Here is a 12523-nt window from a genome sequence, read left to right as displayed (position 1 = left end):
GGTAATAAGAGCTACTAGCGCCTACTGCATTTGGGCTAGAAGCAGATTTCTTGCTGCGGTACTGGCAGCGATACGACCCGCTGCCACATCGTCCTGAAGGACGGGGAGCATGGCCTTGACCTGCGGATGCTGGCGAAACGCCTGCTTGAGGCCGAAGTCGATGCGCTCCCACATCCAGGCCAGAGCCTGCTTCTCGCGGCGCAGGGCCAGACGGCCGTTGGCGGTTTGCAGTTCCCTGAAGCTGCTGACTGCAGCCCAGAACCCCTCCACGCCCTGGCCCAGCAAGGCACTGATCTGCAGCACCCGCGGCTGCCATAGCGCGCCGGTGTTGGCGTGGTCGGGATTGCCGTGCATGCCCAGCAGGCGCAGGCTCGATGTGATCTGGGCCTGGGCACGCGTGGCGGCATGGGGGTCAATGTCGGCCTTGTTGATGACCACCAGGTCGGCCAGCTCCATCACGCCCTTCTTGATGGCCTGCAGGTCGTCACCCGCATTGGGCAGCTGCAGCACGCAGAACATGTCCGTCATGCCGTGCACGGCGATCTCGCTCTGGCCCACGCCCACAGTTTCGACGATGACCACGTCATAACCGGCGGCTTCGCAGACCAGCATAGCCTCGCGCGTCTTTTCGGCCACGCCGCCCAGCGTGCCGCTGCTGGGACTGGGGCGGATATAGGCCTCCAGCCGCATGGACAATTGCTCCATGCGGGTCTTGTCGCCGAGGATGGAGCCGCCCGAAACGGTACTGGACGGATCAATCGCCAGCACGGCCACACGCAGACCCTTCTCTATCAGGAACAGGCCCAAGGCTTCGATGAAGGTAGATTTGCCGACGCCCGGCACGCCGCTGATGCCAAGGCGAAATGCCTTGCCCGTGTGCGGCAACAGAGCGGTGAGCAGACCGTCAGCCTGTTCACGGTGGTCGGCCCGGGAGGATTCAAGCAAGGTAATGGCCTTGGCCATGGCCCGGCGCTGCACGGCAGGGTTGCCGCGCAGGATGCCGTCTTGCATTTGCTCAGGGGTCACGTTGCGATCGCCTTTGCTATCGATGCTTGCCGGCCGATCAAAGACCGTTGGCCTTCTTGATCTGCTCCAGCACATCCTTGGCGCTGGCCGGAATGGGAGTGCCGGGGCCGTATACGCCCTTGACGCCGGCGTTGTAGAGGAAATCATAGTCCTGGGCGGGAATCACGCCGCCCACGAAGACGATGATGTCGTCCGCCCCCTGCTTCTTGAGCTCGGCAATGATGGCCGGCACCAAAGTCTTGTGCCCGGCGGCCAGAGTGGAGACGCCCACGGCGTGCACATCGTTCTCGATGGCCTGGCGCGCGCATTCTTCGGGTGTCTGGAACAGCGGCCCCATGTCCACGTCAAAGCCCAAGTCGGCAAAGGCGGTTGCGACGACCTTGGCGCCGCGGTCGTGACCGTCCTGACCCAGCTTGGCGATCATCACGCGGGGGCGTCGGCCCATGGCCTGCGAAGCGGTGTTGATCTCTTCCTTGAGCTTGTCCCAGCCTTCGGCCGAGTCATAAGCGGCAGCATACACACCGGTCACCTTCTGGGTATCGGCGCGATGGCGACCAAACGCCTTTTCCATCGCGTCGGAGACTTCACCTACCGTGGCACGCAGGCGCACGGCCTTGATGGACAGATCCAGCAGATTGCCCTCTCCGGATTCTGCCGCTGCCGTGATGGCAGCAAGTGCAGCTTCCACCTGGGCTGCATCGCGCTTCGCCTTGATATTCTTGAGCCGCGCGATCTGGCTGTCACGCACCTTGACGTTGTCCACTTCCAGGATATCGACCGGGTCTTCCTTGGCCAGCTTGTACTTGTTGACACCGACGATGACTTCCTTGCCGGAATCGATACGCGCCTGCTTCTCGGCGGCGGCGGCTTCGATCTTGAGCTTGGCCCAGCCGCTGTCCACAGCGGCGGTCATACCGCCCATTGCGTCGACTTCCTCGATGATGGCCCAAGCCTTGTCGGCCATTTCCTGGGTCAGTTTCTCCATCATGTAGGAGCCAGCCCAGGGGTCGATCACATTGGTGATATGAGTCTCTTCCTGAATGATCAGCTGCGTGTTGCGGGCAATGCGGGCCGAGAACTCCGTAGGCAGGGCAATGGCCTCGTCAAGCGCATTGGTGTGCAGGGATTGGGTGCCGCCAAACACGGCTGCCATGGCTTCGATCGTGGTACGGACCACGTTGTTGTATGGGTCCTGCTCGGTCAGCGACCAACCCGAAGTCTGGCTGTGCGTGCGCAGCATCAGGCTCTTGGGGTTCTTGGCATCGAAGCCCTTCATGATGCGGCACCACAGCAGGCGCGCGGCACGCATCTTGGCCACTTCCAGGTAGAAGTTCATGCCCACGGCCCAGAAGAAGGACAGACGGCCCGCGAAAGCATCCACGTCCATGCCCTTGGCAATGGCGGTCTTCACATATTCCTTGCCGTCGGCCAGTGTGAAAGCCATTTCCAGAGCCTGGTTGGCGCCGGCTTCCTGCATGTGATAGCCCGAAATCGAGATCGAGTTGAACTTTGGCATGTTCTGGCTCGTGTACTCGATGATGTCGCCAATGATCTTCATCGACGGCTTGGGCGGGTAGATATAGGTGTTGCGCACCATGAACTCTTTCAGAATGTCGTTCTGAATCGTTCCGGCGAGCTGGTCCTGCGGGACGCCCTGCTCTTCGGCTGCCACCACATAGCCGGCCAGCACAGGCAGCACGGCGCCGTTCATGGTCATGGAGACGGAGACCTTGTCCAGGGGGATCTCGTTGAAGAGGATCTTCATGTCCTCGACGGAGTCAATCGCCACGCCGGCCTTGCCCACATCACCCGTCACACGTGGATGATCGGAGTCATAGCCGCGGTGGGTGGCCAGATCGAATGCGACGGAAACACCTTGGCCGCCGGCGGCCAGCGCCTTGCGATAGAAGGCGTTGGATTCCTCGGCGGTGGAAAAGCCCGCGTACTGGCGGATCGTCCAAGGCCGCCCTGCATACATGGTGGCCTGGGGACCGCGGATGTAGGGGGCGAATCCCGGCAGCGTGTTGGTGAATGGGAGATCTTCTGTGTCTTCCGCCGTGTACAGCGGCTTGACGGTGATGCCATCCGGCGTGACCCAGTTCAGGTTGTTGATATCACCGCCAGGAGCCGCCTTGTTGGCGGCCTTGTTCCAGGCTTGCAGATCAGCGGGTGCGAATTCTTGTGGGTCCTGTACCGGATTCTCTTGGCTCATGTTGTCTCTCGTATGCGGTGCGCGCAGTGAAGTTTGGAATTGCGGTGAACTACCTAGATGCGCCTAGTGTACATGATTCATAATTATGAATTCAAAATACTTGCAGCATATAATCACGCGTAATGACAAGCAAAACACTTACTCCTCTTGCGCTATATGAGCAGGTCGCAGAGCAATTGCGCCAGCGCATCTTCCGGCGGGAGCTTGAACCTGGTGCCTGGATCGACGAGCTGAAGATTGCCGAGGAATACGGCATCAGCCGCACGCCCCTGCGCGAGGCACTGAAGGTGCTGGCGGCCGAAGGCCTGGTGACCATGAAGCTGCGCCGGGGCGCCTATGTGACTGAGGTCTCACGCAAGGACATCTCCGACGTCTATCGATTGCTGAGCCTGCTGGAGGCAGATGCAGCGGCCGAGGTCGCAGGCAAGGCCACGGATGAGCAATTGCAGCGTCTGCAGCAGACTCATGAAGAGCTGAAACAGAACACAGCCGACGCCGAGCGGTTTTTCGCGCTCAACGAAAGCTTCCATATGCAGATTCTCGACATTGCCGATAACCGCTGGCGTAACCAGCTGGTAGCCGATCTGCGCAAGGTCATGAAGCTCAACCGCCACAAGTCGCTGTTCAAGCAAGGCCGTATCGAAGACTCTCTGGCAGAGCACGAAGCCATCATGCAGGCATTGCTGCGGCGCGATCCAAAAATCGCCATGAGCGCAGTGCAGCAGCATTTCGCGAATGGACTCGATGCGGCGATCTAGACGAGCCCTCTTTGTCAGCCTATGGGAAATTCGCTTTGGTATTTATCCTACAAATTTGAAATATTGGATTACCCGATTCATGCGATGCTCGCAAAGTAACTGAATGTGCTTTCAGTGTTACAGGATCATGATTCATGCTGGCGCAATTTTTCTGGGGCTCCTCTGCTGACGCTCACTTGATCAAGGGCGAATATGACCCTTTGCTTGTAACCCTGTCGCTGGCAGTTTGCTGGATTGCTTCCGGACAGGCATTGCGCCATGCGTCTTTTGCCCGATCAGCCACTTCACGACAATTGCGCTACTGGTCTATTGTGAGCGGATCGCTGGCATTAGGCATAGGCATATGGGCCATGCATTTTATCGGCATGCTCGCTTATTCCCTGCATGCGGCGGTTCAGTATGATTTGACGGTCACGGTCCTTTCCATTATCCCGGGCATTGCGGCGTCTGCAGTGGCTCTCGCCCTGCTGACTCACAATGAGCTCAATATCAGGCAATTGATCCTGGGAGGATTGGCGGTGGGCATTGGCATTGCAGCCATGCATTATTGCGGCATGGCTGCAATGCGCACGCCGGCGACCCACCAGTATTCAGCCGCCTGGTTTTTCATCTCCCTGGTTGTCGGCGTGGCACTGGCTACGCTTGCGCTCTGGGTCCGTTTCGGGCTGGCGCGCTTTAAACTCAAACAGGATCATTGGCGCAAGACACTGGCAGCTGTCACCATGGGCGCAGCAATATCCGGCATGCATTACACAGCCATGCTGGCGCTGCGAGTCACGTCCGACCATGAGATTCATGATGCAACAACATCGAACGACCGCCTGATTCTGGCGCTGACGATTGCCCTGATTACGCTTCTATTCGGAGGATTGATTGCACAGGCCAATGCCTTGATCCATTACCGTAGTCGCTGGCAGAAAGTGGATATGAATGAAGCCAGACTGCAAGCCTTGGTCAATATGGCAGCGGATGGAATTATCTGCATCGACAATCAGGGCCGTGTGACGGATTACAACCCTGCAGCGGAAGTCATATTCGGCTGGAGCCCGGAGGAAGTATTGGGCAAGAACGTGAAAATGCTCATGCCGGCCGCATTAGTCACCCAGCATGATTACTATCTGGAACAGCATGAAGCCGGCCAGCGCAATAACGCGCCCCCTCTGCAGAACAAGATTTCAGAGGTGCTGGGTCAGCACAAGGACGGTACGCTGGTTCCAATGCGTCTGGCATTGAGCCAGGCCGAGGCACGGGGTCAGCGGATGTATGTGGGTCTTCTGACCAACCTCTCGGACCGCAAGCGAACCGAGCGCCAATTGCATATCGCAGCCACGGTATTCGATCATTCCCACGAAGGCATGGTGGTACTGGATGCGAACCGAAAAATCGTGGACATCAATCCGGCTTTTGCGCGTATCAGCGGCTTGAAGCGCCAGGCCGCCAAGAACAAGGAGTTCGCCAGCCTTTTCATCCGTGGCGATGACGATTCGGATGTCCAGTGGTCGCAGATCTGGACGGAAATCGGTAGAAAAGGACACTGGCAAGGCCCGTGCGTCATGCAACATGACATGAACCGGCACCAAATTTCTCTGACGGCAGTGCGCGACGAGCAACAGCGCCTGCACCATTACATTGCCGTCTGCTACCAAAGCATCGATATCCCGCTCGGAGCGGCATTCTGAGTCCCGAATTTTCATAACGCTATCATTCACGTAGCGGGAAACTGCCTGCTTCTTGAAGGTAAGCGCATGAACCAACAAAGTGAAATCGACGTACTGGGCCTCCAGACAGAGAATCGACATCTGACTATCGAGCAGGTGCAGACCTTGCCGGAGCTCCTGGCCATGCGGGTCAGCGCCACGCCAGCGGCCGAGGCCTACCGGGAGTTCGACGAAGCCACGAATGCCTGGAAAAGCCTGAGCTGGGCCGAGACCGCCGAGCGCGTCGCATTGTGGAGCCGCGCCTTGTGCGCATCGAATCTTCCTGCCGGTGCAAGGGTGGCAATCCTGCTACCCAATGGCTTTGATGCGATGACCATCGACCAGGCCTGTCTGCGCTGCGGCTATGTGCCCGTTCCTCTGCATGCCATCGACAATGCCGGCAGCATTGCCTATATCCTTGCCGATTCGGCTGCGTCGTTGCTGGTTGTGGCCGATGCCAAGGCCTGGCAAAAAATTTGCGCTACCGGTCAGGAGCTGCCCGAACTTCAGGCCGTGATCCACGCACAGCAAGGCCGTACCAACGAGTCACCGAGCGCCTCTCCCATACCTGCCGAACAAGCAGAGCAGGAGTCCGTGAAGACCCTGCAGCGAAAGCCGCTCATCGTCTTGTCCGCATGGCTTCAGGCAGGTCAACGGTATACCTCTGCCCTCCCCGAGCCACCAGACAAAACACAGCTGGCAGGCATTGTCTATACCTCGGGTACGACCGGAAAGCCCAAGGGGGTCATGCTCACCCATGACAATGTGGTCAGCGACTTGCACGCTGTGATGCAACGTGTGAAGGCTTTTCCCGAGGACGTCTTCCTCTCGTTTCTGCCGCTCTCACATACTTTCGAGCGCACTGCTGGCTACTACCTGGCCATTGCCACCGGCTCTTGCGTGGCCTATGCGCGTTCTGTCGCACAACTTGCGCAGGATATGAAGCAGGTCAAGCCGACCGTGCTGATATCCGTGCCTCGCATCTATGAACGTGTTTATGCCAAGGTTCAGGAATCGCTTGCCTCCAGCAGCTTCAAGCGCAAACTGTTCGAGGCGGCAGTCAACAAGGGCTGGGAGAGTTTTTGCGCTCGTCAAGGCATCCCCTTGAGCGAGCAGCTCGATGCCCAAGCAAGCTGGGCTTCTGCCTTGCCAGCCTGGCTGCTACGCAGGCTTGTCGCACAACCCCTGCTCGCACAGTTTGGAGGCCGGCTACGCGTGGCCGTGAGCGGCGGAGCCCCTTTGTCTCCGACCATTGCGCGCTGTTTTCTGGGTCTGGGCCTGCCCATGCTGCAAGGTTACGGAATGACCGAAACCGCCCCTGTGGTCAGTGCCAACGGCCTCGACGACAACTGGCCCGATACCGTTGGCCGGGTGCTGCCGGGTATTGAAGTCCGCATTGGCGATGATCAGGAACTGCAGGTCTCTGGCCCTGTGGTGATGCGCGGTTACTGGAACCGTCCAGAAGACACTGCCAAAGCCTTTACTGCCGACGGCTGGCTCAGAACCGGGGACCAGGCCGCCATCGAAAACGGTCGCATCCGAATCAAAGGTCGAATCAAGGAAATCATTGTGACGTCGACGGGTGAGAAAGTGCCTCCCAATGATGTGGAACAAGCCATCCTCGTCGATCCCCTGTTTGAGCAAGTGTTTGTGGTGGGCGAGGATCGTCCTTTCATCGCCTGTATCGCCGTTGTCAGCCAAGTGGAATGGGAAGTGCTTGCCAGGAGTGTCGGACTGAACCCGGATGACGCTTCCAGCCTGCACCATGCCGCAGCTGAGAGAGAAGCACTTGCCAGAATAGAAAAGCAGACACGCAGCTTTGCCCGTTATGCAGTGCCCAGAGCGGTCCATCTGGTCAGGGATAGCTGGAGCATTGACAATGGCTTGATGACCCCTACCCTTAAGCTCAAGCACAAGAACTTGATGGCTTACTACCAAGATGCCATCGAGCAGATGTATGGAAAGCCCATCGAAAGCTGGAAAACCAAAGCCTAGGAATGGGCCAATCCAGGGCTTGGGAGCCTTGGATTAATTCATGTAAGTTACATTAAATAGATCATAATATCTCTTGAAAGCTTGGGAGGCATACATGCACGGGCTAAAGAACTGTTGTTGTCCAAAGCCATGGCCCTGCAACCCTATGCTCAGGCAGTAAAAGTGCCCGCTCGACTATGCAGCCTCCTGGACCCAGGAAGTGCTCAACATCCTCACCCGGTTGCTTGCAGTGTTGATCTTCGCCTCCGCCTCATTACGGCAGTAACACTCGCTTCAGCCGCTTCCTCGCACGGACGGCCTCCTGCTGACCGTAATTGCAGCATCGCAAATGCATAGAGCTATCACCCATGCATTCATGCAATGACTGATGGCGCTATATGAGCTGGCTAAGTTTCATTAATACCTGGGACAGTTGCTGATTTCACTGCTCATCCGCAGATATCTGCACGCCATTGCATGCTTGGCTTGCTTGATTGCATCCACTGCGCATAGCCTGCCCTGCACTCTCCGGAACATGAAAAGCACTAGGGGGACTACTGCCCGCGACCGCTCTCAGCGCATCGACTTTCCACTGCCCTACCCTCGCAGGCAAGAACCTGGCCGGTCGCCGCTGCCAAAGCTTCCACCAGCGCGAAGTCGGTCTCCATTCCACGCACCACGGCGCCGTGATCTGCTGCGGCATATGGGCAAGGCGCGTGCCACCTTCTTTGCCACGCACCGTGACTATCCAGCCTTGCAAGGCAAGTTGATGCATCACCTTCATCAAACGCGCCTCGGAAACTTCATAAGCCTGCTCAAGCTCGGGAATCGTGCACAGCCGCAGGGATCGTCGTGAGACACATCGAAGGATTCCGTTCAAGCGGATTGTCTGGACGTGATCGCTGACTGAGCTGCTGACAGTCCAGCAGGGGGGCCAATCAGCAATGGCACAGAGCGCCACAGGTACAAGGCAAAGGCCAGCCACCTTTATCGGCTGCGCCCAGGCCAAATACCTGCAGCAGCAGACCGTAACTTGCTTCCAGGTTTCGTCAGCATGCAGATTCTGGTGCCGTGTCGATCATTGATGCGAGTCCTTGAGCAGCCGCCAGGGAGTCAAGGCACAGTCGTCACGCCGTCATCAATACGGAACCGACCTTTCTGCAGATAAGGGCCGCCAAGCAGTTGGACCGCACGGTGTTCAGTACGGTGATGCAGCGTGGGCAGCTCAACCGCTATTTGCTGAACCAGAACCACAACAGCAAGGGCCGCCCCACTCTACCCCACGCCCGGTCGATAGAGCCAAACCAGATGCATGTCAGCTACAACAACCTGCAGCAGCGCATTCCACGAAGGAGGCGTCAAGAGTACTGTTTTGATAGCTTCCATCGCTTTATGGGTAAGCGATAGAGGCGCTTTTGATTACTTTTCAAAGTTTTGATTGTTATCAAGAAATCGTCTGGATACTGACTTTGTGTGTTGCTTTGGCCGGCCCGGAGTGTGAGTATGAATACGGCATTCGATCGAATTCATTGGTCAACAACAGGCGCGCTGACGCGCCAGGAGGCGGGATATGTTCAAGCACATTTTGATTCCTACGGACGGCTCGAAACTCTCCGAGGCCGCGCTACGCGCGGGCATGCAGCTGGCCAAGGAGCAAGGTGCACAGGTAACGGCGCTGTATGTAATGCCGGATTACACCGCCATGATCTATGGTGCCGAGGCGATGATGGCCTACAACTCTGCAGAAATGGCCAAGAGCGCCGAGAAGGAAGCCGACCAGGTGCTCAAGATTGCGACGGACATCGCCGCGGCCGAGGGCGTGGACTGCAAGACCGCGCGGGTGACGAATCTCTCTATCAACCAGGCCATCATCCACCAGGCGCAAGACAGCCGTTGCGATCTGATCTGCATGGCATCGCACGGCCGCAAGGGTATCGCCGGCATTCTGCTGGGCAGCGAAACCCAGCGCGTGCTGGTCAACAGCAGCATTCCGGTATTGGTGCATCGCCCCGTGTGATTCACCAACACTGCGAGTGAAAGCCTCAGGCGCTCCTCTCGCCCGAGGCTTTCACCCTTGAAGGATTGAACCAGATCGCAAACATCACCCCCTACGAGCGAATCACCTATCAATGTGTACCGGCGAAACAGCTGCCACTGGCTGATGACTGTGCCAGCCCGATTACCGCGACCCAGGCCATTGGTTCAACCTGCCTGCGTTCTATCAGCAGTCAAAAAGGCAGCAGCACCACGAGCGTGATGGCATTGAACAGCTAGGGGTTCTGAATCAGGGAACAACCCTGCATTGAAAGTCTGACTTCCGTTCTGTTGCTGGGCAGAAAACAGCAGCTCCCCATGTGAATGTCAGCCATGTATTCGCAACCTTCGTTGGCATGAAAGTCAGCGCCGAGATCGAGCTCATCGCCATAAATGGCAGAACCTTGTTGCTCAAGGTCGCGAGCCATGACAAAGCAGCTTGATGGGTGAAGGCATACGCCGGCGTGCAATCCTTTACGCCGCTCGCTTTATGCAGGGTCTTGGCAAGACGCAGAGCATTCTGCATTTGCTGCGCAAATCGAAACCTAGATCAAGGCAATTGCTTTCGCACAAAGATAGAGACTCCCTCCAAAAACAAGATGCGTAGCCAGTCCCACCGCGCGGTTGCGCCACGGACGGGGTGTTTTTCCGCTAGCCACTCCAGCTCCTAGCGCTGGCTGCAGAACGAACCAGGGCAGCGCCACGGTTGCTGCGCCAAATACCAGCGCGGGCACCAGGGCAGGAGCCTCTGTCCACGAAGGATCCGCAATACACAAGAACGTCATGGCAAACAGGATGCCGATCAGGTAGTGCACCGTCCAGCCAATGATTTTTTCGCCATGCGCAGCGGAAGCTTCTCCAATGGACTGGTGGAACCAGGTGCCGCTTCGCCAGTGGAGGCACCAGCGTCCAAGCAGTGCGTAATTCAGGGTGGCAACGCCCATGCGGCGCAGCATTTCAGACCACAGGTCCATCAGCAATGTCGCGCCGATACCGACAGCCAGAGCCGGTGCAAAAATACTCGTCAGACTAATCATTTCCTAGCATCGCTTCTGAGGATTACAGTGATGTAAACCACTGTAGGTGCTCAAGTGCACTTGAGCGCAATAGCTGAATATGGAAATCTCAGAAGTAGTAAAAAGAACCGGGCTACCCCCATCGACACTTCGCTTCTACGAAGAGAAGGGATTGATACATTCCATCGGCCGACAGGGACAGCGACGCCTGTTCGATGCTCAGGTACTAGAGCGACTGTCAGTCATCGCTCTTGGGCGCGCTGCCGGGTTCTCACTGGACGAAATCCGCTCAATGCTGCCCCCTGACGGCAAAGTGCAGGTCAGTCGCGAAATGCTGCTTGCCAAGGCAGATCAGGTGCAGCAGTCCATCAAGCGGCTGAAGGCCGTGCGTGACGGCTTGCGGCACGCGGCCAATTGCCCCGAGAAAAATCATCTGGATTGCGCTACGTTTCAAGGACTGATGCATGCAGCCCTGGCAGGGAAAATCACGCCATTAACAGTCGCAGCCAGCAAAGCCAAAGGGGTTTGAGCTCTTGCCCTGATGGTTCACCGAGCAAACCACAGCCAAGCTCTGCAGGTCCCCCAAGCCTGCAAGAATGTCCGCCGAGACAAACGTTCTGGATCGCCGCATCCCGGCCGTGCCTGCTAGTGGCACCCCGCCGGTCATGTCCTGGAAGAGTCAGTCGCAAAGCTTGGCGAGCTGAGTGCGACCTTTTGAGCTTCAGGCAGCCCAGGCTGAACTTCGTGCGCGCGCCGCTGGCCGCCGCACTTGCCAAAACGTCCTGTACGGCGTCAGCCTTTCCTGCTTACTGCGGCTGGAGTTGAATGTTTTTGGCCATGGCGCGAAATTTGACGGTGTCTTCTTTGAGTTTCCGCTCCGCCTCAGCCAGCGTCTGGGGCTGCGGCGCTTCCGATCCGGTGGCCGCAATCTGACGCCGTACCTCGGGATCACGCAGCACTTCGGCCAGTGCCCTGTTCAGACGTACCACCATGTCCTCGGGAGTTTTACGGCTCACCATGAGGCCGGCCCAGGTGGAATGGCTGAAGTTCTTCAGAATCTTGCCTTCTCCAAGAGCGGGCACGGAAGGATCCAGCTCGCTGCGTGTGGGAGCCAGCCACCCGATGAGCCTCAGGCGCCCCTGCTCGGACATTCCCTTGAAGCTCGTTGCATAGGGCAGGATGGCAAAGTCGATGCTGTTTCCTCCGACATCCTGCACCATGGGGGCCATGCCCTTGTAAGGCACATGTGTGACGTGGATCTGGGTCTGCTGCGCCATGCTTTCAGCCAACAGGTGATACATGGAGCCCATGCCGACGCTGCCATAGGACAGACCTTTGTCCTGGGACTTGGCATAGGCGATGAATTCATCGACGTTGCGCACGGGCAGTGTGGCACGTGTCAGCAAAACCAGCGGATTCACTGCCACTTGGCCCAGCATGCGAAAGTCTTCGGCTCTCAGCTTCACGGCGGCGTTGACCATGGGCGAGAGAATCACCTCGTTGGGCGAGCCGAGAAAGATCATGTGCCCGTCAGCGGGCGCGTTCAGCACCTTCTGCGCGGCCAGTGAACCGCTTACGCCGCCCAGGTTGTCCACGATGACTTGCTGATTCAGGGCCCGACCCAATGCCGCGCTTATCGCTCGGGCGATGGAATCCGACAGGCCTCCGGCCGGGTACGGAACGAGCAGAGTCACCACACGCTGATCGGCTGCCCGCGCAGCGCCCATTGCGAATGTGGCCACACACAAGGAACCAAGCGACAGGACGAGAGCATGTCGACGGAAGATGGAGTCTGGTTTTTTCATG

11 protein-coding genes are annotated in these 12523 nt (G+C 57.9%); 5 read left to right on the top strand and 6 right to left on the bottom strand.

Going from position 1 to position 12523, the window contains the following annotated elements; genetic code table 11:
• Nucleotides 1-21: 21 nt before the first annotated feature.
• Both meaB and scpA read right to left on the bottom strand, forming a co-directional pair.
• Entirely contained in the window at nucleotides 22-1026 is a 1005-nt protein-coding gene (meaB, locus tag ACLBXN_RS23100; RefSeq protein ID WP_196250283.1) for a methylmalonyl Co-A mutase-associated GTPase MeaB, read from the bottom strand.
• 37 nt (nucleotides 1027-1063) lie between these two features.
• Nucleotides 1064-3238 carry a methylmalonyl-CoA mutase gene (gene scpA, locus ACLBXN_RS23095; protein ID WP_043004296.1) on the bottom strand — a complete coding sequence of 725 codons (2175 nt, stop codon included), beginning with the start codon at nucleotides 3236-3238 and terminating at the stop codon, nucleotides 1064-1066.
• A gap of 122 nt (nucleotides 3239-3360) precedes the next feature.
• Between scpA and ACLBXN_RS23090 the strand changes: the two genes are divergently transcribed.
• The 3 genes from ACLBXN_RS23090 to ACLBXN_RS23080 all read left to right on the top strand — a co-directional run bounded on the left by ACLBXN_RS23090 (nucleotide 3361) and on the right by ACLBXN_RS23080 (nucleotide 7688).
• Entirely contained in the window at nucleotides 3361-3996 is a 636-nt protein-coding gene (locus ACLBXN_RS23090) for a GntR family transcriptional regulator (protein ID WP_447613702.1), read from the top strand.
• A 134-nt stretch (nucleotides 3997-4130) separates the two neighbouring features.
• Nucleotides 4131-5675, top strand: a complete 1545-nt coding sequence (locus ACLBXN_RS23085; protein WP_447613701.1) for an MHYT domain-containing protein — start codon at nucleotides 4131-4133, stop codon at nucleotides 5673-5675.
• Nucleotides 5676-5741: 66 nt separating this feature from the next.
• Complete coding sequence (locus tag ACLBXN_RS23080; RefSeq protein ID WP_447613700.1) at nucleotides 5742-7688, top strand: AMP-dependent synthetase/ligase; 1947 nt, start codon at nucleotides 5742-5744, stop codon at nucleotides 7686-7688.
• 421 nt (nucleotides 7689-8109) lie between these two features.
• Here the strand turns inward: ACLBXN_RS23080 and ACLBXN_RS23075 are convergent, their stop codons facing one another.
• Complete coding sequence (locus ACLBXN_RS23075; RefSeq protein WP_447613727.1) at nucleotides 8110-8628, bottom strand: Rrf2 family transcriptional regulator; 519 nt, start codon at nucleotides 8626-8628, stop codon at nucleotides 8110-8112.
• A gap of 609 nt (nucleotides 8629-9237) precedes the next feature.
• Between ACLBXN_RS23075 and ACLBXN_RS23070 the strand changes: the two genes are divergently transcribed.
• Nucleotides 9238-9684, top strand: coding sequence for a universal stress protein (locus ACLBXN_RS23070; protein WP_447613699.1), 447 nt, complete (start codon nucleotides 9238-9240; stop codon nucleotides 9682-9684).
• 267 nt (nucleotides 9685-9951) lie between these two features.
• Here the strand turns inward: ACLBXN_RS23070 and ACLBXN_RS23065 are convergent, their stop codons facing one another.
• On the bottom strand, nucleotides 9952-10227 hold the full coding sequence (locus ACLBXN_RS23065; RefSeq protein ID WP_447613698.1) for a hypothetical protein: 276 nt from the start codon (nucleotides 10225-10227) through the stop codon (nucleotides 9952-9954).
• A 19-nt stretch (nucleotides 10228-10246) separates the two neighbouring features.
• The gene (locus ACLBXN_RS23060; RefSeq protein WP_447613697.1) at nucleotides 10247-10738 is read right to left on the bottom strand and encodes a DUF2938 family protein; all 492 of its coding nucleotides are present in this window, start codon (nucleotides 10736-10738) and stop codon (nucleotides 10247-10249) included.
• 79 nt (nucleotides 10739-10817) lie between these two features.
• Here ACLBXN_RS23060 and ACLBXN_RS23055 point away from each other — a divergent pair, with 79 nt between their 5' ends.
• Entirely contained in the window at nucleotides 10818-11246 is a 429-nt protein-coding gene (locus ACLBXN_RS23055; protein WP_447613696.1) for a helix-turn-helix domain-containing protein, read from the top strand.
• 277 nt (nucleotides 11247-11523) lie between these two features.
• On the opposite strand, the gene ACLBXN_RS23050 is transcribed toward ACLBXN_RS23055, so the two are convergent.
• The gene (locus ACLBXN_RS23050) at nucleotides 11524-12522 is read right to left on the bottom strand and encodes a tripartite tricarboxylate transporter substrate binding protein (RefSeq protein WP_447613695.1); all 999 of its coding nucleotides are present in this window, start codon (nucleotides 12520-12522) and stop codon (nucleotides 11524-11526) included.
• Between the last annotated feature and the right edge of the window lies 1 nt (nucleotide 12523).

The sequence above is a fragment of the Comamonas sp. C24C genome, assembly GCF_053345995.1.
This window is presented reverse-complemented; position numbering and strand designations above follow the sequence as displayed.

Excerpts from the sequence above, each read along its gene's own strand:
- ACLBXN_RS23060 (WP_447613697.1), bottom strand. The coding sequence starts at position 10,738 with ATGATTAGTCTGACGAGTATTTTTGCACCGGCTCTGGCTGTCGGTATC.
- ACLBXN_RS23085 (WP_447613701.1), top strand. The coding sequence starts at position 4,131 with ATGCTGGCGCAATTTTTCTGGGGCTCCTCTGCTGACGCTCACTTGATC.
- scpA (WP_043004296.1), bottom strand. The coding sequence starts at position 3,238 with ATGAGCCAAGAGAATCCGGTACAGGACCCACAAGAATTCGCACCCGCT.
- ACLBXN_RS23055 (WP_447613696.1), top strand. The coding sequence starts at position 10,818 with ATGGAAATCTCAGAAGTAGTAAAAAGAACCGGGCTACCCCCATCGACA.
- ACLBXN_RS23090 (WP_447613702.1), top strand. The coding sequence starts at position 3,361 with ATGACAAGCAAAACACTTACTCCTCTTGCGCTATATGAGCAGGTCGCA.
- ACLBXN_RS23070 (WP_447613699.1), top strand. The coding sequence starts at position 9,238 with ATGTTCAAGCACATTTTGATTCCTACGGACGGCTCGAAACTCTCCGAG.
- ACLBXN_RS23065 (WP_447613698.1), bottom strand. The coding sequence starts at position 10,227 with ATGCAGAATGCTCTGCGTCTTGCCAAGACCCTGCATAAAGCGAGCGGC.
- ACLBXN_RS23080 (WP_447613700.1), top strand. The coding sequence starts at position 5,742 with ATGAACCAACAAAGTGAAATCGACGTACTGGGCCTCCAGACAGAGAAT.
- ACLBXN_RS23050 (WP_447613695.1), bottom strand. The coding sequence starts at position 12,522 with ATGAAAAAACCAGACTCCATCTTCCGTCGACATGCTCTCGTCCTGTCG.